This is a genomic window from Hymenobacter sp. 5317J-9 (assembly GCF_022921075.1).
Taxonomy (GTDB): domain Bacteria; phylum Bacteroidota; class Bacteroidia; order Cytophagales; family Hymenobacteraceae; genus Hymenobacter.
Window position 1 is genome coordinate 4546492 of record NZ_CP095050.1, and the last position, 20014, is coordinate 4566505.

Annotated in this window: 22 protein-coding genes; 7 read left to right on the forward strand and 15 right to left on the reverse strand. The window is 62.5% G+C overall.

Features of this window, described 5'->3' with window-relative positions:
• Nucleotides 1-234: 234 nt before the first annotated feature.
• The 4 genes from MUN81_RS19075 to MUN81_RS19090 form a co-directional block, all read right to left on the reverse strand.
• Nucleotides 235-972: a hypothetical protein gene (locus MUN81_RS19075; protein WP_245113400.1), complete on the reverse strand. Its 738-nt coding sequence runs from the start codon at nucleotides 970-972 to the stop codon at nucleotides 235-237.
• 117 nt (nucleotides 973-1089) lie between these two features.
• A complete protein-coding gene (locus tag MUN81_RS19080) occupies nucleotides 1090-1857 on the reverse strand; it encodes a DUF4097 family beta strand repeat-containing protein (protein WP_245113403.1) in 768 nt (255 codons plus the stop codon).
• Between the two features lie 100 nt (nucleotides 1858-1957).
• Nucleotides 1958-2788, reverse strand: coding sequence for a HEAT repeat domain-containing protein (locus tag MUN81_RS19085; RefSeq protein WP_245113405.1), 831 nt, complete (start codon nucleotides 2786-2788; stop codon nucleotides 1958-1960).
• Nucleotides 2789-2792: 4 nt separating this feature from the next.
• The gene (locus MUN81_RS19090) at nucleotides 2793-3347 is read right to left on the reverse strand and encodes an RNA polymerase sigma factor (RefSeq protein WP_245113407.1); all 555 of its coding nucleotides are present in this window, start codon (nucleotides 3345-3347) and stop codon (nucleotides 2793-2795) included.
• 180 nt (nucleotides 3348-3527) lie between these two features.
• On the opposite strand from MUN81_RS19090, the gene MUN81_RS19095 reads away from it, so the two are divergent.
• Nucleotides 3528-6302, forward strand: coding sequence for a choice-of-anchor I family protein (locus MUN81_RS19095; RefSeq protein WP_245113413.1), 2775 nt, complete (start codon nucleotides 3528-3530; stop codon nucleotides 6300-6302).
• Between the two features lie 99 nt (nucleotides 6303-6401).
• Here the strand turns inward: MUN81_RS19095 and MUN81_RS19100 are convergent, their stop codons facing one another.
• From MUN81_RS19100 to MUN81_RS19120, 5 genes are all read right to left on the reverse strand, one after another.
• Nucleotides 6402-7841 (reverse strand): serine hydrolase, encoded by a 1440-nt coding sequence (locus MUN81_RS19100; protein WP_245113415.1) that lies wholly within the window; start codon nucleotides 7839-7841, stop codon nucleotides 6402-6404.
• 86 nt (nucleotides 7842-7927) lie between these two features.
• Nucleotides 7928-8788, reverse strand: coding sequence for a DUF4097 family beta strand repeat-containing protein (locus MUN81_RS19105; protein ID WP_245113416.1), 861 nt, complete (start codon nucleotides 8786-8788; stop codon nucleotides 7928-7930).
• A 17-nt stretch (nucleotides 8789-8805) separates the two neighbouring features.
• Complete coding sequence (locus MUN81_RS19110) at nucleotides 8806-9696, reverse strand: hypothetical protein (protein ID WP_245113418.1); 891 nt, start codon at nucleotides 9694-9696, stop codon at nucleotides 8806-8808.
• Nucleotides 9629-10552 (reverse strand): HEAT repeat domain-containing protein, encoded by a 924-nt coding sequence (locus tag MUN81_RS19115; RefSeq protein WP_245113420.1) that lies wholly within the window; start codon nucleotides 10550-10552, stop codon nucleotides 9629-9631. Before MUN81_RS19115 ends, MUN81_RS19110 begins: the two co-directional genes overlap by 68 nt.
• An 8-nt stretch (nucleotides 10553-10560) precedes the next feature.
• Nucleotides 10561-11085: an RNA polymerase sigma factor gene (locus MUN81_RS19120; protein WP_245117418.1), complete on the reverse strand. Its 525-nt coding sequence runs from the start codon at nucleotides 11083-11085 to the stop codon at nucleotides 10561-10563.
• 295 nt (nucleotides 11086-11380) lie between these two features.
• Between MUN81_RS19120 and MUN81_RS19125 the strand changes: the two genes are divergently transcribed.
• Both MUN81_RS19125 and MUN81_RS19130 read left to right on the forward strand, forming a co-directional pair.
• Nucleotides 11381-11830 carry a hypothetical protein gene (locus MUN81_RS19125; protein ID WP_245113421.1) on the forward strand — a complete coding sequence of 150 codons (450 nt, stop codon included), beginning with the start codon at nucleotides 11381-11383 and terminating at the stop codon, nucleotides 11828-11830.
• Nucleotides 11831-11928: 98 nt separating this feature from the next.
• Nucleotides 11929-12312 (forward strand): hypothetical protein, encoded by a 384-nt coding sequence (locus MUN81_RS19130; RefSeq protein WP_245113422.1) that lies wholly within the window; start codon nucleotides 11929-11931, stop codon nucleotides 12310-12312.
• Nucleotides 12313-12384: 72 nt separating this feature from the next.
• On the opposite strand, the gene MUN81_RS19135 is transcribed toward MUN81_RS19130, so the two are convergent.
• The 6 genes from MUN81_RS19135 to MUN81_RS19160 form a co-directional block, all read right to left on the reverse strand.
• Complete coding sequence (locus tag MUN81_RS19135; RefSeq protein ID WP_245113424.1) at nucleotides 12385-12741, reverse strand: hypothetical protein; 357 nt, start codon at nucleotides 12739-12741, stop codon at nucleotides 12385-12387.
• A 60-nt stretch (nucleotides 12742-12801) separates the two neighbouring features.
• Complete coding sequence (gene uvsE / locus MUN81_RS19140; protein WP_245113433.1) at nucleotides 12802-13803, reverse strand: UV DNA damage repair endonuclease UvsE; 1002 nt, start codon at nucleotides 13801-13803, stop codon at nucleotides 12802-12804.
• Between the two features lie 164 nt (nucleotides 13804-13967).
• Nucleotides 13968-14642, reverse strand: coding sequence for a carboxypeptidase-like regulatory domain-containing protein (locus MUN81_RS19145; protein WP_245113434.1), 675 nt, complete (start codon nucleotides 14640-14642; stop codon nucleotides 13968-13970).
• Nucleotides 14643-14819: 177 nt separating this feature from the next.
• Nucleotides 14820-15524: a hypothetical protein gene (locus tag MUN81_RS19150; RefSeq protein WP_245113436.1), complete on the reverse strand. Its 705-nt coding sequence runs from the start codon at nucleotides 15522-15524 to the stop codon at nucleotides 14820-14822.
• A gap of 163 nt (nucleotides 15525-15687) precedes the next feature.
• Entirely contained in the window at nucleotides 15688-16500 is an 813-nt protein-coding gene (locus MUN81_RS19155; RefSeq protein WP_245113438.1) for a metallophosphoesterase, read from the reverse strand.
• The gene (locus tag MUN81_RS19160) at nucleotides 16455-16925 is read right to left on the reverse strand and encodes a hypothetical protein (protein WP_245113440.1); all 471 of its coding nucleotides are present in this window, start codon (nucleotides 16923-16925) and stop codon (nucleotides 16455-16457) included. The genes MUN81_RS19155 and MUN81_RS19160 overlap by 46 nt, the downstream gene beginning before the upstream one ends.
• Nucleotides 16926-17052: 127 nt before the next feature.
• On the opposite strand from MUN81_RS19160, the gene radC reads away from it, so the two are divergent.
• The 4 genes from radC (at nucleotide 17053) to MUN81_RS19180 (ending at nucleotide 19951) form a co-directional block, all read left to right on the forward strand.
• On the forward strand, nucleotides 17053-17787 hold the full coding sequence (radC, locus tag MUN81_RS19165) for a DNA repair protein RadC (protein WP_198978321.1): 735 nt from the start codon (nucleotides 17053-17055) through the stop codon (nucleotides 17785-17787).
• 16 nt (nucleotides 17788-17803) lie between these two features.
• Nucleotides 17804-18457 (forward strand): hypothetical protein, encoded by a 654-nt coding sequence (locus tag MUN81_RS19170; RefSeq protein WP_245113442.1) that lies wholly within the window; start codon nucleotides 17804-17806, stop codon nucleotides 18455-18457.
• Nucleotides 18458-18530: 73 nt separating this feature from the next.
• Nucleotides 18531-18959 carry a DUF4279 domain-containing protein gene (locus MUN81_RS19175; protein ID WP_245113443.1) on the forward strand — a complete coding sequence of 143 codons (429 nt, stop codon included), beginning with the start codon at nucleotides 18531-18533 and terminating at the stop codon, nucleotides 18957-18959.
• 215 nt (nucleotides 18960-19174) lie between these two features.
• On the forward strand, nucleotides 19175-19951 hold the full coding sequence (locus tag MUN81_RS19180) for an MBL fold metallo-hydrolase (RefSeq protein ID WP_245113445.1): 777 nt from the start codon (nucleotides 19175-19177) through the stop codon (nucleotides 19949-19951).
• The last annotated feature ends 63 nt before the right edge of the window (nucleotides 19952-20014 follow it).

A 20014-nucleotide genomic window follows, 5' to 3' on the forward strand; every position in this document is an offset into this window, starting at 1 on the left:
GCGCAGCAGAAAAAAGCACGGGAGCAGGGCGGACTTTGCAGGCTGGTTTCACTCACCAAAACCAGTCCGTAGCCGCTGGCACCGGAGCGCCAGCTTGCAGACCAGCGCCCCCGTGTTGCCCCACTCCCGTTGCTTAGTTCTTTCGCCCGAAGGGCTTGTTTGCAGGCATATTTTTCCACGGCAGAAAGCCAGACAGGCCTCCTTTTGCGCGGAAACTCCCGTTGTGTGGAATGGTTACTTCCGCTTGCGGAAATACACGTCGTTGCTGATGGATTCGAGCTTGACGAGCGGGCCGCTGCCCTTCAGCGTGCCGCGCACCTGGTAGCCCACGATGGGGTTTTTGCGGGGCTCCGAGGAAAAGGCGATGTCCTGGTCGGTGTATACCTCGCCGGTGATGGTTTTCAGGGCCAGCTCGGCGCCCAGGGTGGCAGGCCAGGCCACGTCCACGAAGCCGCTCAGCGACTTGGCCTCGATGGGCCCGGTGAGGCCCGCGATGTCGATGTTGCCGCTGAGGGTGCTCACGCGCAGGCTCACATCGGCCGGCACCGTGATGTCGTATTCAATCACGGCGCACACCTGGCGGTAGGTTTCGCCGTCGCGGGTTTTGCCATCGCTGCGGTAGGTGTAGGTATCGCCGTAGTACGAGCCGCCGGCGGGGCAGTCGCCGGGCTCGGCCTTGCGCAGCATCTCCTTATCAAACTCCGACGTCACTTTCACTTCGTCGCCGCTCTGCTCGGTGCCGAGCAGCAGGGCGTCGTTGAGGCGGTTCTGGTTGATGCTCACCGAAGCTTTCAGCGTCATTTTGCCGCTGGCGCCCGCCCGAATGCGGATGCTACTGGCCTGCTTCAGGTTGAGGAAGAGGCGCTGGCCTTTGGCCAGGTCCACGCTTTTTTCGATGATTTTTTGGGCGAAGGCCGAAGGCGTGCCGGCCATAGCCAGCAGCGTGAGGAAGAAGAGAAGAAAGCGGCGCATGGGGATGGTTTTTGCAGAAGTGGAAGGTGGAGAGTAGGACACAGCTGTCGCCGTGTATATGTCATGCAGCGCGCGGCGCGGCATGACCGGTTTTCAGGGTTCGGCTGAAGCCGTGCCCTACTTGGCTTTGCGGACGAAAATGTCGCCGCTCACCGTCTTGAGCGACACCGAATTACCGCCGCCATTGATGGTGCCGTCCACCACCTGGCCGCCAATGTGCTGCATGTTGTCGCCCTTGCTGCCGAGGCTCAGGTCGAAGTCGGTATACACCTCGCCCGATACCGAACGCAGGTGCAGCGTGGACTTGGTGTTCGAGGGCATGCTCACGTCCACGTCGCCGCTCACCGTCGAGATGGAACTGGGGCCCTGACGCATGGGCGCAAACCGCACCTGGATGTCACCGCTCACGGTGTTGGCCACCACGGGCCCGGTCACGTTGGTGAGCTTGATGTCGCCGTTTTTCACGCTCAGCTCCAGGTCGCCGGCCACATCGCGCACGGTCACGTCGCCACCGTTCCAGTTGGTTTGCATGAACTGCACCGACGCGTTACGCGGCACCTGAATCACGTAGTCGGCCTCTTTGCGCGAAGCGCGCACAATGCGTACCGTGTTGTCGGTCTGCGTCACCGAAAGGCCGATTTTGGTATTGTCGACGGCCGAGTTGTAGATGGGCCGCAGGCCTTCGGCGCGCTTGGGCGCCTCCTCAAATCCGTTGCCCTTTATCACCAGGTCGTTGCCGTCGATGCCTTCCACGGTCACGTCGCTGCCCGACATTTCGAGCACGATTTTGCGGTCTTTGCCGCCGAGTTTGGTCCGGTATTCTTGAGCCTGGGCCGTGTGGGCCGCCAGTGCGCCCGCCAATGCGAGCAGTAAGAACTTGTTCATATAGAGTAAAAAAATTAAGCAAGTGATGTCCTGGCACGGCGCCGGGCTGCGGCGCCGCGTGCAGAAAAAAGGGAGAAAAAGGGTGGAGAAACGAGGGTGACTATATCAGTTTGCCAATGCCGGCCTCGGCTTGGGCGCGCACTACCGGCAAGGCATCAGGACGCTTGGAAAGCTTTTCGAGCTGGGGCACGGCGCGGCGCACGCGCATGGCCACCACCATATCAATCAGCGTAATCTGCACGTTGGGGTCGGTTTGGATGGCGAGCGAGTGTACCAGGCCTTCGCGCACTTGCGGGTCCTGGCGCAGGCGGTAGAGGGCCTCGCAGGCGGCCAGCCGCACGTTGGGGTTGGCGTCGAAGTTGAGCGTGTTGAGCAGCACCTGCACGGTGGGGTCGCCGGGCTCGGTTTGCTTGCTGGTGTTGGTCACCAGCTGAATCCGGTCGCTGGCCGAGGCTTGGCGCATGGACTGGGCTAACTCTACGGGGGCCGGCTTGCTATTCGTGGCCACGCTATTAGCACTGCCACTGTTCCAGCTCAGGTTGCGGCCCAGCAGCACACCGGCGGCAATGAGCACGATGCTGGCCGCCACGCGCATCCAGGTATTGGCCAGGGCGGTGGGCCACATCGATACCACCTTGGCCTCGGGCTGCACCGGGGCCGTCGCCACCGGCGCTTCGGGTTTCAGCAGCTGCTTTTGCTGCTCCAGCATGGCCATGAAATTGGCGCGCAATGCCGTACGGGGCACTTCGGGCAGGGCTGCGTCCAAGTCGTCGGAAAGAGCGCGGAGCTGGGTTACCTGCAGCTGGCAGGTGGGGCAAGCGGGCAAATGGGCGGCCACGCGCTCGGCCTCGGCGGCCGACAGGCTGCGCTCGACGTAGGCCGGCAGCAGCGCTTCGAGCTCGTGGCAGGCAGATAGTTCGGGCGTTTTCATGGTCTTAATTGGCGAAATAGATTTTGCGCAGCGCCTGCAGGGCACGGTGGGCTTTCACCCGGGCGGCTTCGGCGGTGCAGCCCAGCAGCTTCCCGATTTCCTCGTAGCCGAACCCCTGAAAGCGGTTCAGCACCAGGATTTCGCGCTGCGGAGTGGGCAGCAGGCTCAGGGCCTCGTGCAGGTCGTCGTGATGGGTGTTCACGCGCATTTGGGAGAAGGCCGCGCCGCGCAGGGCCCCGGTGCGCTCCACGTCCTCCACGTCGGCATCGGCGGCGCGCAGCTTTTGCTGGCGCTGCCAGTTGTCGGCGTGCACGTTGCGGGCCATCTGGTACACCCAGGCCTTGAAGGGCTGGGTGGGCTGGTAGCTGCTGCGGTATTTGAGGATGCGCTCGAACACGGTTTGGGTGAGGTCTTCGCTGGTTTCGCGGTCGTTGGTGAGGCGGGTGAGGTAGTTGAACAAGGGCCCGTGGTAGCGCTCGAACAAGGGCACGAGTTGGTCCAGGTCATCGGCGCGCACGGCGGCCATCAGTTCTTCGTCGCTCGTACTCGTGGCAGTCACGGGTGGGATGTTGGGGGTGAGTTGAAAGGAGTACCGGAGTTTGGCACAGGCGTTACAAGGTGCTGAAAAAAATTTGGGCACGACGGGTGAAACAGGCCCCCGCAATTCGGTAACTCGCTTGTAATGTTGAGGTAATGAGGCGGCAATAGTTTTGGCTGATTATTCACCCAGCCCTCTTCCATGCCCTCACACCCTTACTCTTCTCGCCTTTCCATTGCCTTCGCGCTGGCTATGAGCGCTGCCGGCACCGCCGCCCAAGCCCAGTCCGTGGCCCAGAGTTTCGAAAGCAGCACCGCCGATACGTGGGCCTTCACCCCCACCCCGGCTACTTACAACGACCTCGCCGCTACCGACCAATGGTCGGTGCTCACCACCATCGGCACGGCCGGCACCGGCGTCACGGTCACTACGCCATCGGCTGGCACCAACCTGTGGGGCGGGCGCGATTTGGAAGGCCCGCTGACCAATAACCTGAGCATTTGGCATTACCTCGATTTTGCGCCGGTAGCCATTGCCACGGGCGCTACAGCGGCCAACACGATTACCTTCAAGTACAACAGCACGGGGTTCGACACGCCCGACTCGCTGGCCTACGTGGTGCAGTTCGACAACGGCACGACCTGGCCCGTGCCGCGCACCTACACGCAGCTCAACAAAAACACGGCTGCCTGGACCACCGTGGCGGTGCCCGTGCCGGCCGGCAGCACCCACGCCCGCCTGCGCCTGGCCGTGCGCCAGAACGGCAACGACGACTGGGTGGCCTTCGACGAAATCAGCCTGGGCCGCAGCGCCGCCGTGGTGTTGCCCGACCTGGGTTTCACCGGTGCCACCACGCCGCTGATTGTGACCGAAAACGCCGGCACCGTGACGCTGCCGCTCAGCCTGCGGAATGCCAACGCCACGGCCAGCACGGTGCAGGCCGTGGTGGCGCCGCTGGGCACGGCCACGGCCAGCGCCGATTTCACCTTCGCCACCACCCAAACCATCACCTTCGCGCCGGGCAGCACCACGGCCACGCTCACGCTGCCCATCATCGATGACGCCACGGCGGAAGCCGCCGAATACTTCACGGTGCGCCTGCAAAATCCCACCAATGCCACCCTGACGGCCGGCGCTACGGAGTTGATGGTGTTCATCAAGGACAACGATACGCAGGCGCCCACCCGCACCAACAACCTCAGGCTGAACCTACTGGGCAGCTACCAAAACGGCGCCAGCGGCACCAACTCGGCCGAAATCATTGCCCACGACCCCAGCACGCAGCGCCTGTACGTGGCCAATTCGGTGGGCGGCAAGCTCGACATCCTGAATTTCGCCACGCCGGGCATGCTTACCTCGGTGGCCTCCATCAACATCCTGCCCTACGGCGGCATCAACTCGGTGGCCGTGCGCAACGGGCTGGTGGCCTGCGCCATCGAGAACTCGGCACCGCAGCAAAACGGCAGCATCGTGTTTTTTGACCAAAACGGCACGTTCATCAAGCAAGTGACCGTGGGCGCCATGCCCGACATGATAACCTTCTCGCCCGACGGCCACTACCTGCTCACGGCCAACGAGGGCGAGCCCAACGCCACGTACTCCGACGACCCCATCGGGTCGGTATCGGTAGTGGACATGACGGGCGGCATCGCGGCCGTGACCCAGGCCCGCGTGAGCACGCTGGATTTCAGCGCCTACAACGCCCAGGCCGCGGCCCTGCGCACGGCGGGCATTCGCATCTATGGCGGGCCGGCGGCCGGACCGGCCAGTTCGGTGGCCCAGGATTTGGAGCCGGAGTACGTGGCCATTTCGGCCGATTCGCGCACGGCCTACATCGGCTTGCAGGAAAATAACGCCATGGCCACGCTCGACCTCACCACGCTGCAGTTTACCAGCCTGCGCGCCGTGGGCTTCCAAGACCACAGCCAGCCCGGCTTCAGCTTCGATGCTTCGGACCAGGCCGCCGAGGTGCTGATGGCTAACTGGCCGGTGCGCGGCATGCGCCAGCCCGACGCCATTGCCGCCTTCGACCTGCCCGCCAGCCTGGGCGGGGGCCGCTACCTGCTCACGGCCAACGAAGGCGACGCCCGTGAGTATACAGGCACCGGCGGCCTCGTCGAAGCCGTGCGCCTCGGCGATGCCGGCTATGTGCTCGACCCCACGGCTTTTCCGCAGGCCGCCCTGCTGAAAAACGCCAGCGCCCTGGGCCGCCTCAACGTGACCAACAAGCTGGGCGACACCGACGGCGACGGCGACTTCGACCAGATTTATGCCTTTGGCGGCCGCTCGTTCAGCATCCTCAACGCCGGCACCGGCGTGCTGGTGCACGACAGCGGCGACCTGCTGGAGCGCGTGACGAGCACCGACGCGGCCTTCGGCGCCATCTTCAACGCCAGCAACACCACCGGCAACCCCGTCCGGAAAAACCGCTCCGACGACAAAGGCCCCGAGCCGGAAGGCGTCACCATTGGCATGATTCGCGACACGGTGTATGCCTTTGTGAGCATGGAGCGCGTGGGCGGCGTGGTGGTGCTGAACGTGAACGACCCCGCCAACCCGCGCCTGGTGCAGTACATCAACAACCGCAGCCTGACCACCGGCACCGGCGACCAGGGCCCCGAGGGCATCGTCTTCGTATCGGCTGCCAACAGCCCCACCGGCGCCCCGCTCCTGCTGCTGGCCAACGAGGTGAGCAGCACCGTGGCCGTGTACCAAATCGGCCTGCGCGGCGTGGTGACGAGCGCCAAAAACGGCGCCCCGGCCCCCGAAGCGCTGCACTGCTACCCCAACCCCGCCGCGCCCGGCGCTGCCGTGCGCCTGAGCCGCCCCGTGGCCGGCGCCCTGCTCGACGGACTGGGCCGCGCAGTGCGCCAGCTGCCCACCGCCACCGACCACCTGGACGTGCGCGGCCTACCGGCCGGCCTGTACCTGTTGCGCGCCACCGACGGCGCCACCAGCCGCCTGGTGGTGCGGTAAGGTGTGCTTAGCTTGACCTAAAACTCTGGAAGTAAAAAGGCCCGCTGTGCTAAGCACAGCGGGCCTTTTGCTAGCTAGTAGCATCAGCACCAGGTTTCTCTATTTGGCTGCCGAACCCGTTTTTTTCAAGTACTCTGCCGCGCCGTTGTTGTTCGGATTGAGGGCCAAGGATTGTTTGTAGTTTTTGATGGCCAGCGTACGGTCGCCCAGCAGCTCGTAGGTTTCGCCCAGGCTGTCGTAGACGTTCCAGGACTTGGGGTACATACTCACGTTCAACTTGAATATTTCGAGCGCCTGCTTAGGCTGGCCCTGCTGGACTAGCGCGTAGCCCCAGGTGTTCAGGTAATCTTCGGTGAGGTGCAGTTCGGGGTGCTGCTTTTTGACTGCGGCTACCGCCTCTGGAGCTTGGGCAAAGTTGCGGCGCAGCAGTTTGGCTTGCAGGGCGGCCAGGGCTGGCGGTGTGCCGTAAGCAGCCGCCAATACTTCCTCGGCTACTGCCCGCAGGCTACTTTGTGTGCCGGGGTCCGACTCGTTGGAAAGCAGCACGATGCCGAATTTTAGCTCCGGGTACACCGCGCAGTAGCTGGCGAAGCCGAAGGTGCCACCAGTATGTTCTAGCTGGCGCTTGCTGTCCACTGTTTTCGACATCACCCAACTCAAGCCCACGGCTTCTTCGTCGAGTCGGCCCCACGTAGGGCGGTGGGTCAGGGCTACGGCGGCATCGTTTTCGTTGAGCTGGTACTGCAGGTACTTGGTCATGTCGGCGGCGCTGTACTGCAAGCCGCCCGAGGCATACATAGTAGCTGCGCTGGTGCGCGGCATGGGCGTGCCGTGCTCATTGTAACCCACAGGCAGCGGCGCTTCGGTGGCGGCGTTGAGCTGCAGTGGCTTGTTAATATATTCGGCTACCAGCTTTGGGAAAGGCCGCTTGTACACGTTTTCGAGCACGTAACCCAGCAGCTGAGCTGCGGTGTTGGAATGGCGGGATGTGAGGCCCGGAGCAGCTTCCAGCTTCACTTGGCGCAAGTCCGCCAAGAAGTTCTCCTTGGTGTAGCCCTTGAGCGATTCCACCATCAGAAAAGGAATGGAATCGGGCCTGGCCCGCTGGTAGGACGCCGGGTGGTCGGGCAAATTGTCGGGCAGGCCCGACGTAGTATTGGCTAAGTGCAGCAGTTGAATGGGCTGGCCTGCAAACTCCAAGTTGGCGTAGGTACCAGGCAAGTATTTTCGCACGTCATCGGTCAGCTTCGCTCGTTTTTCCATCACAGCCTTGGCCAGCAGCAAGCTCCCAAAGGTTTTGCTGATTGAGCCGATTTCATACACCGTGTTTTTGGTTGGTGTCAGGCTCTTGCCTTTCTCCGTGGTGCCGAAGTTGTAAAACTGAGTCCGGCCGTCTTTGATGATTCCCACCGACAGCCCCACCCGCGAGGGCTGCTGGATGAAGGCGTTGCCAATGCGCTGCACCGCCGCCGCTAGCTGCGCTGGAGTGGTAGCAGCGGCGGTGCTCGAACGCAACTGCCCAACAGCTGGCAACTGCATTAGGAAAGCGAAGAGGCAGGTAATTGCCGAGAAAGAAGGGATGGTCATGCTGGTACCGACGTGAGGGCACGGCAATTCGGGTTGGGCTACTTAACCTTCCGTAGGTAAATGTTGCCGTTAAAGGTTTTCATCATCACTTCGGCGCCGCCGCCGTTGATTTGGCCATAGGTCCAATCGTCGGTGCTGAGGCGGGTGAGGCCATTTTGGGAGGTGCGCGTCACTTTGGGGGCTGACTTATCTACGGCCACATCGAAGTCGCTGTACACTTCGCCGCGCTCCGATTTCATTTTGAGCGAGGCCTTGGCATTGCCGGGGAAGGTCACGTCGACTTTGCCGTTGAGGGTGGAGAAGGCCATGGGCGCGCCGTTGTTCACGCTTTTGAAGGTGGCTACGAGGTTGCCGTTCACGGTATTGGCCACGGCCGAGCCCGACACGTTGGTGAGTTGAATGGCACCGTTGACGTTGGAGACCTCCAGCTGGCCATTCACGTTTTCGATGAGGATGTCGCCGTTGTTCACCGTGCTGAGCTGCAACGAGAAGTTCTGCGGCACTTTAATGGTGAGGTCGACCGGGTGGGCGTGCGACTGCGTGGAGATTTCCACGTGGTTGTTCTTCTCCTCGGCGGTCAGGTTCAGCCCGCTCACCGACGAGAGGCGCTTCATGCCGCCGGGCGGCGTAGGGGGTTCGGGCGTGCGGCGGCTGGCCTTGGCGGCGCGGGCGGCGGCGTCAATCACCACGTCTTTGCCGCTGTAGCCAGTCACGTGGATGAAACCGTTCACGAGGCCCACTTCCAGCGAGCCGGGCTTGCCGGGCGAGGTGAGGGCCACGGTCAGAGATTCTTTGGTGTCGTCTTGCGCCTGGCTGGCCAGGGCACTGCCGACCAATAGGAGGGCCAGCGTCAGCCGGCGCGCCAGTTGCACGGGGGATAATTGGAGGGAAATAGTCATTGCGAGGGGTGGTTTAACTACATTTTGGAGACGGTCACGTCGCCGTTGAGGGTTTCGAAGCGGAAGTCGGGCCCGCCCTTGCCGATGCGCACGGCGGTGTCTTTGGTGAGCTGGTACACGGTGCCGCCGCCCTTGCCTTCCTTGTTTTTGGTGACTTGCACCGGCAGGATTTCGGCGTCGGGAAAGTCGGTATAAAACTCGCCGTGCATGCTCTTGAAGTGCAGGTTGGCGCCCAGGCTGGCAGGGTATTTCACCCGGATTTTGCCGTTGATGGTGTGGTAAGACGAGGCGCCGGCCGGGTTGGCGGCGTAGGTGGCGTCCACGTTGCCGTTCACGGTGTGGGCCCGGGTGGTGCCCCGCACGTTGGTGAGGGTGATGGGGCCGTTCACGTTGTTCACGTGCAAGGGGCCGGTCACGTCCTTCACTTCCATCGAGCCGTTGTTGACGGTGCCCACGTGCAGGTTCATGGCGTAGGGCACCTTCACCACAAAGTCGAACTCGTAGCGGTAGTCAATGTCGCGGTCGCGGCTGTTCCAGCGGTTGTGGTTTTCGTGGGGGCGCGAGTCGTAGGGCCCGGCGATGTACACCACCACGCTGTCGCCGTGCTGGGTGAAGCCCAGTTGAGCTTCCTTCTTGCCCTGTTCCAAAGTAGCCGCGTCGTCGGCCCGGACGGTTTTAGTGGCTTCTACCACCACTTTGCTGCCGGCGTAGCCTTCCACTCGCACCGAGCCGAAGATGTTGTAGAGGGCCAGCGTACTCTTGCCGGCATCGGCCGTGAGGGTAAATTCTTTGTTGATTGTTGAGGTGGCTTCCTTGCTTTGGGCCCGGCCGGCGGCGGCGCTACACAGCAAGAATAGCAGGGCGAGCAGTGGCCGGTTGGAGCTGCGGCGAAACGAGAGTCTGGTCATGGCGGGGGGAGGATTGGGGCGCGGCGGGCCGGCCGGTTGAGAGGGTTTGAATGCTTTCCTGAATTTTGCTTTTCACCGATTCGTCGAGGTTGGGCTGCTTCAGCAGCTCGCGCATCTGCTGCACCGAGCGGCGCTCCTGCAACTGCACCATCACGTCGGCCAGGGCGGTTTGCACCAGCGGCGAGTCCTGCTGGGCCAGCGAATGCACAAGGCCTTCGCGCACCTGCGGGTCTTCGGCCAGGGGCGCCAGGGCTTCCAGGGTGGCCAGGCGCACGTTCACGTTGGGGTCGTTGTTGAGCGTGCTGAGCAGGGCATTCACCACTTTGCCGGTGGGCTCGTCGAGCTGCTTGGTGTAGCTCACGGCCCGCAGCCGCTCGGTGGCCGAAGGGTTTTTGATGAGCGAAAGCAGCATCACCTGCTTCATGTGCGTCACCTCGCTGGCGAGGTCGGCAATCTGCTGCTGTTGGTTGCCGGCGGCTGGCGGCTGGCGGTTCAGCCAATACCCGCCAATGAGCCCCACTCCTATCAGGCACAGGCTGTACACGGCCCGCAGAATGGGCCGGGGCACGTCCAGGTGCAGCCACCACTGCCACAAGCCTTTCAGCGAGTAGTCCGGCGTGGCTTTCACTTCTTCCTTGAAGGAAGCCAGCATGGCGTAGAACTCGGGGCGCAGGCTCGGGCCGGGCTCCGGCACGGGCACCTGCCCCAGGGTTTGCCACAGGCGCTGGGTTGTTTGCAGCTCCTCGCGGCACTCGGCACACTCGGCCAGATGGGCCCGGAGCTGAGTCTGCTCGGCGTCGGAAAGCTGGCTGCTGAGATAGTCAACCAGCTGGTCTTTTACGTGGTCACAGTTCATAGCGTAGCTTAATTTTCGATGCGGAGATAAGTCGTTTTCAGCTCGTTCATGGCGCGGTGTACGCGCACCTTCACGGCGCCTTCGGTGGTGCCCAGCACCTGGGCAATTTCCCCGTATTTCATTTCCTGAAAGCGGCTCAGCACCAGCACCTCGCGGTGGTCAGGGCTGAGCTGGGCCAGGGCCTGGTGCAGCACGGCCACTTCCTGGGCCCGCTCCAGGCCGGCGTCGGCGGGGCTGCCGCCACCCAGGTGCTCGGCCACGTCGTCCACATCGGCGTGGTGCCGGGCGTGACGGTTTTTCTTCACGTGGTCGGCCAGCACGTTGCGGGCCAAATGGTACATCCAGGTGCGGAACTCGCCCTCGCCGGTGAAGGTGTGGCGATACTTCAACATGCGGTAGAACACGTTCTGCACCAAGTCCTCGCTGGCGGTCGAGCTGCCCAGCATGTGGTAGAGAAAGCCAAACAGCGGCCGGTGGTAGCGCTCAAAAAGCAGGCCCATGCGGTCCACGTCGCCGGCTTTCACCCGTAGCATTAAGGCATTGTCCGATAGCGAGTCCACGCAGTAAGGAGGGGATTATTGGGGTATTTGCCTGTGGACACCGCCGTGCCCGGCGAAGGTTACCGGAAGGTGACAAGATTTTTTATTCCGGTGGCGGCCATCTCGGGCATTCGCGCACCGGAGCCCTGAAAATCAAATAGAAAACCACAAATAAATAGCTGATTTACTGAATACTGGGGTAATTCCTTCGCAACCTTGCCCCCGCACCGGTCCGTAAAGCCCCGTCCACAACGCTTCCTTCCTTTCCACATTTCCAATTCGTTTCGTCATGAAAACCACCAAAATCCTCCTCGCCCTTCTCCTGACTACCGGCCTAAGTAGCGCGGCCTTTGCCCAAACCACTTCGGGCACCATGGGCACCACCTCGGGCAGCACCACCAGCGCCGGCTCGATGAGCGGCCGGCCGGCTACCGGCTCCACCACCGGCACCATGAACACCAGCACCAGCGGCTCCAGCACCAGCGGGTCGATGTCGGGCAGCACTTCGGGCACCATGGGCACTACCTCGGGTACTTACGGTACCACGTCGGGCACCATGAACACCACTTCGGGCAGTACCACGGGCAGCACGGGCAGCACCACCGGCAACATGGGCACCACTTCCGGCAGCACCATGGGCACCACCAGCGGCACCACCTCGGGCGCCAGCACGTCGGGCCGCATGAAGTCGAAAGACAAAGCCTCGAAAGGCAAGATGAAAACCTCGACGCCTCGCTAGCAACTTTTTGCGGCTCAGGGCCGTAAGGCACTTAAGCAAACCGGCTGTTTCACCAGAAGCAGCCGGTTTTTTAGTGTCCACCCTTTCCCCAGCTCCCCATGAAACCCTTCCTCCTACTGGCCGGCCTGCTGCTGGCCGCCTCGGCGCAGGCCCAAACCGTGCCCTTCGACCCCACCGCGCCCGTGCGCGGCGGCAGCCAGGGCCAAACCACCATTCCGCCCGTGAACCCGGCCCTCAACCAGAGCACCATTCAGGGCCCGCCCGAAATGCAGCGCACGCCCACCAACCGCGACGCTCAGCGCAGCCGCCCGCTCGACAACACGGGCGGGGCCCTGCTGCCCGCTGGCACGCCCGAACTCTCGCCCACGGCCGTGCCCGACGTGCGCGAGCAGCCCCTCATTCGCGACAACAAACCCCGCCAGTCCAACGAAGTGGTGCCCAGCCGCTCGCGCCGCAGCAACAGCAGCAACGTGCCGCGTTAACCCTTTTCTTGCCGCACGAAAAAGCCCCGCTCACTAACATGAGCGGGGCTTTTCTGATTAACCTTAAGCAGCCTACTTCTTCTTGCTTTTTTCGGCGTGGGCCAGCAGGTCGCTGCCATGCTTGCGGAGCAGGTCGGCCAGCTCTAGCAGGGGCTTTTTCACGTCGGACGCGGCGCCGGCGCTAAGCTGGCTGGTTTGGTTGCCCAGCATGGTGAGCGAGTTGCCGATGGCCGTGGCGCTCAGAGCGCCGCTGGTGAGCAGCGACTGCAGGTTGCCGATTTCGCGGGCAATGTCCTGCAGGCCGGGCTCGCCGCTTTGCAGGAAGGTTTGCTGCCAGGTTTCGGTGTTATCCATGGCCGAGCCCAGGGGCAGGCTGGTGAGGCCGTTTTTGAGGGCGCTGACGGTGGCAAGAAGTTGGTCGGAGGGCATTGGATTGACGAATTGATTGGGGAATGTGCTGATGTGCTGAAAAAGGGTTGGACCAACGGGCTATAACTCTTCGCTTTTAACCTTTACGTCCTTTTTCGCGCGTTTGGCTTTGGTGGGCGCGTTGGGGTCGGGCGGCAGGTTCAGGGGAGGCACCGGGATATTGGGCGCGGGCGCGCTCAGGCCCAGCTCGCGCAGAATGGCCACGGCGCGCAGGGCGCTGGCTTCCTTGTTTTTGATTTCAAGCATCATGTCGAAATTCAAGCCTTGGAGGTCGGCGAGGAAGCCGCGGAAAAGGTCGTCTACCAGGTCGTCGGTGTGCTTGCCCTTGCGCTCGCCCAGGGCCTGCGAGCTGTAGTCCATCATGGGCACGCCGTCGGCGGTGGGGTGCCAAGTGGCAGCGGCCAGGCGCAGGGCCTCGTGCATGGGCTCGCCGTGGTTGAGGCACTCGTGGTGAAAATTATCGAACAGAATGGGCACGCCGGTGAGTTCGTGCAGGTGCAGGCAGTCGCGCAACGAGTACAGCCGGTCATCGTTTTCGACCACCACGCGCGCCTTCACGGCGGCGGGCAGCGTGGCGTGCACCTGCGCAAACCGCTCAATGGCCACTTCCCGCTCGCCGTACAGCCCGCCCACGTGAATCTGCAGCTTGGCCGTGCCATCGAGGCCCATCAGGTCCAGCATCGAGCCCTGGTACACCAGCTCCTGAATGCTGCGCTGCACGATGTCGGGGCTGGGCGAGTTCAGCACCACAAACTGGTCGGGGTGAAAGCTCACCCGCAGGTCATTGGCCTTGATGTAGTCGCCGATGGCCCGGAAGTCGGCCGCGAAATGCGTCTGCCAGGGAAAGGTGTTGATTTCGTGCGAGCCGAAGGGCACAATGCCCGAGCCCATCCGAAAGAAAAGCAGGCCCTGGGCCACGTTCCATTCCAGCATGCGGCGCAGGCAGGCCAGGTTGGCCGTCACGGCCGCCACCAGCCGCTCCTCGCTGTAGGAGGCCAGTCGGAAGGTGTTGGCGGCGCTGCAGTCCATCGCCTCGTTCACGCAGGGATACCCAATTTTCATACGTTGGGCTTACGGGTAAAAGCAGTTAGCAGTTTATTAGTACAGAAAAGAACGTCATGCAGAGCGCAGCGAAGCATCTTTACCGCACAGCCAATTCATTTACTGGTGGCGGGCAAGATGCTTCGCTGCGCTCTGCATGACGTTCTTCTTGTCTGCTATAAGTTCTACGGCTCGTAGCCGCGGTTGTCCTTGAAAGCCTTGTTGTACTCGGCGCGGGCTTTGCGGAGTTTCTCGGCCTTCAGCTCGGCTTCGATTTCCTCCATCTTGCGCCGCTGCTTGCCCTCGCGCGAAAACTGGTCGTAAATCAGGCTCACCGGGCTCTGGATGGTGGGCACCGGCGCCTTGGGCGCGGTAGAGTCGACGGCGAAGAGCGGCTGGGGCTTGGGCGGGCGCTTCACGGCGCTGGTCACGGGCGGCTTGGGGCGCTTGATGTTGCGCAGGGCCCGGTTGATGACGGCGCGGTCGGCGCGGTCGCTCACCACCTGCACATTCCCCAATTGCACGCTGTCGCGCTGCAACTGAATGCGCACCACCAGCTGCGACAGCCCGGTGCCGCCCATGGCCATGCGCTGGGTTTTGAAGCCCAGGGACCGAAACAGCACCGTGTCGGTGGGCAGCACGTCGAGGCCGAAATTGCCGGCGGCGTCAGTCACCACGCCGCGGCGGGTGCGCTGCACCTGCACGGTGGCACCGGGCACGGGCAGGCGCGAGCCGGCTTCGGCCACGCTGCCGCTCAGGCGCACGGTGTTGGGGGCCTGCGCGCGGGCGCCCAGCGCCAGCAGCCACAGCCCCGCCAGCAGGGCCAGCGGCTGGCTCCACCGCGGCCAACCGGCACGCACACAAGGCACTACTTCAATACACATCAACAGAATACGCACAACGCTACCACAAAGTAGCAACCCAATGAGCCAAAAAAAGCCCGCGCCGTTGCAGGCGCGGGCTTTTCAGCGACGGTTCGGCCATTTGCATCGACCAAACCCGTGCTTTCCGATTTTGGTGCCGTTGGCACCGTCGGGCTACTTGATTTTGGCTTTGCCGCCGTCTTCGGGCTTCATTTTGATGGTGCCGTCATCGCCGGCCATCTTCATTTTGTTGCCCTGGGCATCTTTCACTTTGATGTCGCCGTCGGCTTTCACTTTCATTTTACCGCCATCGGCGCTGCCCGACGACATGGTGCCGGCGTCGGCGCTCATGTTGCTGCCATCGGTGGTGGTGCTCGACGAGCTCATGTCGGAGCTCATATTCGAACCCGAATTCATGTCCGACGAGTTGGACATGGCCGAGTCGTCTTCGTTTTCCATGCCGTAGTAGGTGGTGCGGCTCGACTCGTAAGCCTGATACTGCGTGGGGTCGGTAAACACGTTTTTGAATTCCGCGTCCGTCTCGGTCATCGACGCCCGCATGGCGGCGGCCATGCCGGTGGTGTCGGTGGCGTACTGGCTACGCATGTCGTTCATTTTCTTGTACCGGTTCACGTACACGGTGCGGATTTTGGTCTTGGTGGCCTCGTCTGTAATCTTCATGTCGGCCACCATTTTGTCGGCAATGCGCTGGGCGCGGGCCTCAATTTGGGCTTCCGTCATCGGGCCTGTGGTCGTGGTTGTCGTGGTCGTCGTCATGCCGTCGCCGGCAGCGACGGTGGTGTCGGTGGTTTTTTCCTGCGAGCAGGAAGCCAGCGAAAGGGCAGCAGCGCCCGCGAGCATCAAGAGGGAATTTTTCATGAGAAGGGATGAGAAGGGAATAAAAAGACAACCGTAATTGGTTTGGGGGCGCTTTACGGCAATCTAGCAATTGTTGTTTCCTTCCCGGCAGGCTGGCACTGCAGGAACGTCAGCGTCGCTGCGCTTTGCATGACGTTCTTCCTTGACGCTTTTCAGTCTCTGCCTACGCCCGGCGCAGCTCGAACACGGTGATTTCGGGCAGGAAGCCCACGCGGCCGGGGTAGCCCAGGAAACCCAGGCCCACGTTCACGTACAGTTTCTGGCGGCCCTGCTCGTAGAGGCCGGCCCACTGCTTGTACACGTACTGCACGGGGCTCCATTTCATGAACGGCAGGTTCACGCCGAACTGCATGCCGTGGGTGTGGCCGCTCAGGGTGAGGTCGATGTCGGGGTAATTCAGCACCTGCGCCTCCCAGTGCGAGGGGTCGTGCGAGAGTAGAATTTTGAAGGGCGCGTCGCCGCTGGCGGCGTGGGCCTTGGGCAGGTTGCCGTGCTTGGGGAAGTTGGCGTGGCTGCTCCAGTTCTGCACGCCCACCACGGCGATTTTATCGCCGCCGCGCTCAATGGTGTGGCTGGTGTCGTTGAGCAGCGTCCAGCCGATTTTGGCGTGGTTCTGCATGAGACGCTCCAGGTTGGCGCGCTTCTCGGCCGGACTTTCCCACTGCACGTAGTCGCCGTAGTCGTGGTTGCCGAGGCTGGAAAAGATGGGCAGCTCGGACTTGATGCCCTGCAGGGCCGGAATGTGCGGCTCAACCTCGGTGGCGCGGTTGTTCACCAGGTCGCCGGTCATCAGGATGAGGTCGGCGCCCTGGCGGTTTATCATGGCCACGGCCCGCTCCAGCGGCTCGGTGGAGTTGAAGCTGCCGGTGTGCAGGTCCGAAATCTGCAGCACTTTGAAGCCGTCGAAGGCCGGGGGCAGGTTGGGAAACCTCAGCTGCACGCGGCGCACGGTGTAGTCGGTGCCGCCCTTGGCCATGCCCCATAGCAGCCCGAAAAACGGAATAGCGCCCAGCCCCAGGGCCAGCTTGGCCAGAAACTCGCTGCGCGGAATGGCCTCGCCCGCCCCCCCGCCGGCCGCGTGGCCGAGCTCAGGACCCAGCGGCCCAACCGGGTCAGGTCTTCGAGCAACAGCGGGATGAGCATGACCATTTTGGCGGCCAACAGCAGCAGCGGCAGGCTCATGAGGTAGCTTTTGAGGACGGTGTTGCCGGTTTGGCGCGTGCTGCCGGCCCAAATGGCCAGCCACCACACCACGCCCGTGAGCACCCAATAGCCTATCGACACCCAACGCCGCACGCCCGGCGACGAATGCTGCACCAAGGTGCGCACCGCCTGATACCCATACCATTCGGCCAACACAATCAGGCCCAACACCAACCACAACACAAACGGATTTCGCATATTCTAACAACAGAGCGGAGAAAGCCCCCGCAGCATAACGCAGCGGCGGCGCCCAAGTTTAAACGCAGCCCGCAGGCTTTTGCTTTACATTTAACGGACATTTCACCTTCTGCCACTTCCGCGCTGTATGGAACCGCTTGACCCTCTGCCTTCTGCCGCTCCCTCCTACCCCACCCCCACCGCCTCGGGCATCAAGAGCTGGGCCGAGGACGACCGGCCCCGCGAAAAGCTGCTGAGCAAGGGCCGCGCCGCCCTCTCCGACGCCGAGCTGCTGGCCATTCTCATCGGCTCGGGCACCACGAAGCTCACGGCCGTCGACGTGGGCAAGCTCATGCTGCAGGGCGTGGGCCACGACCTCAACGCCCTAGCCCGCGAAAGCGTGAAGCAGCTCTGCCGCCACCCCGGCATCGGCGAGGCCAAGGCCATCACGGTGGTGGCCGCCCTGGAGCTGGGCCGCCGCCGCAAGGAGGCCGACGCGGCGCCACGCAACACCATCACCTGCTCACGCGACATCTACAACCTCATGCGCCCGCACCTGCTCGATTTGCCGCACGAGGAATTCTGGGTCATCCTGCTGAACCGGGCCAACGTGGTGATGCGCAAAACCGCCATCAGCCGCGGCGGCGTGGCCGGCACCGTGGCCGACCCGAAGATGATTTTCAAGGAGGCGCTGGAGCAGCTGGCCAGCAGCATCATCCTGGTGCACAACCACCCCAGCGGCAACCGCAACCCCAGCGGCGCCGACATTCAGCTCACCAAAAAGCTGAAAGAAGCCGGCAATTTTCTGGATTTGCCCATTCTGGACCACCTCATTTTTGCCGAGCAGGGCTACTACAGCTTTGCAGATGAGGGGATACTGTAGTAGCAGGGCAAAAATTATGACACCAGCCAGAAAAACCTTTCGCCTTGTAAAACAGCGCCGTGCGCCGGCCATTTTCCGACAACACGTTCGCGCGCTGCTTCCCTACAACCAAAACCGCTACCTCCGCTACCGGCACAGCGACGCAGACTCGCATACTCCCTGGTACGGGGCGTCTTTTCAATTAGCCAGCGAAGCGCACAACATTTCGCAAGGGATAGACTTTGGGCTGCCAAAATTTCTGGACCATTACGAGGCGTTTTTTAAGCAGTTGGTCGCACAGTTTGATGACGGCTCGTGCTGGCTAGTCACCCACGATATCAAGGGCTATAGCTGGTGGCCGAACGACGAGCCCACGTTGCCCGCGCTACGCGCCCTGTTTGCCCAGCACCGCGTGCCCAACACCTTCAAAGGCGCCTTGCAATTGACAAAGCCGGAGCTTTTCCGCCATGCCCGGGAATTCCTATCCTACCCCACTGGCGTGTTCGGCCGAGAAGGGGCCCTGTACAGTGATGTGGACGTTTCCCATGGCAAAAGGCCATTAGTCATCAAAATATCGGCTCATTTGAACGTGGACTTCCTGAGTACTGACCAAGAGCTTGTACGAGCGGTGGTGAAGCAGCATCGCAAGCCGGTCTTTACCATAAAACCATACCGGGGCACTTCCTTCTAATTACCCACTCCTTTCACTACCCGAACGGTTTTCGTAAACCTGTCGACTCTCCTGCCGTGTGCGGGGCCTTTTTATGAAAAACGAAATCGACGTGCGCCTGTGCTTCTGGGAATTTGAGGACCTGCCCCCCGAAGCCATCACCGAAATGCTAGGCGTTGAACCCACCAAAGTGATGCGCCAAGGGGAGCCACGGGGCCCCAAGGGCCTGCGCGTATGGCCCTACAACGGCTGGGTCTGGGAGGCCAGCGCCGACAAATCGGTGCCTTTCGAAGACCAATGCACCACCGTGCTTGACTTGCTGGTGGCCCACCGCGACGCTGTGCTAAGCTTCTGCCACCGCTGCACGCCCGAGCTTTCCTGCGCCTTACGGGTCTACGTCGACAACGGCGAGAGCACGCCCTCGGTCCACCTTAACACCCGCTACCACGCCCTGGCCAGCGAGTTCAACCTCAGCTTCGACCTAGACCTCTATTGCATGCCCAATGGAGAAGCACAGGCGTGAGTTCCATTTCCGAACCTCGATTCTCTTCGACCACCTCATTTTTTTCACAAAGAGCCATTGTAACAAGAGCCTTACGAGGGAGCAGGGTCTTCCTTCGTCTGAACTTGTGCGGAGCAATCGGGTTATGGTCACACTTTTTCGGCAGCAGTTCCTCCCAAAAGGTACGGCCACCTGAAAAATTTGACCACACTTCTCACTCAATTCACAAAAGACCGATGAAACTTACCCTCCTTCTGGCGGCCACGCTGGCGGCCTTCACCGCGCAGGCCCAGACGGCCGCCCCTGCGGCGCGCGCCGCCGCCGACCAGATTGCCACCAAGAAAGGCCCGCTCACGGTGCAGCCCATCACGCACGGCAGCGTGGTGCTGACCTGGGGCGGCAAAACCATTTACGTGGACCCCTACGGCGGGCCCGCAGGCTACACCGGACTGGCTGCCCCCGATGTGGTGCTCATCACCGACATTCACGGCGACCACCTCGACCCCAAAACGCTGGCCGGCCTTTCCCTGGGCAAAGCCCTGATGATAGTGCCCCCGGCCGTGGCCGCGCAGCTGCCTGCCGAGTACAAGAAGCAGGTGCGCGTGCTGCGCAACGGCCAGAAGCTCGACACGCTGGGCATGAGCGTGGCGGCCATCCCGATGTATAACCTGCCCGAGGCGGCCGACGCGCCCCACACCAAAGGCCGCGGCAATGGCTACGTGCTGGGCTTGGGCGGCAAAAACGTGTACCTGTCCGGCGACACCGAGGACATTCCCGAAATGCGCGCCCTCAAGAACATCGACGTGGCGTTTGTGTGCATGAACCTGCCCTACACCATGGACGTGAACCAGGCCGCCCAGGGCGTGCTGGCCTTCAAGCCCGCCATTGTGTACCCCTACCACTACCGCGGCCAGAACGGCCTGAGCGACGTGGCCAGCTTTAAGAAGCAGGTGAACGCCGCCGACAAAAAAATCGACGTGCGCCTGCGCAACTGGTACCCCACGGCCCAGTAACGCCCCGCTGCCAATGCAAAACCGTCCTGCCGAGCCAACTGCTCAGCAGGACGGTTTTGCGTT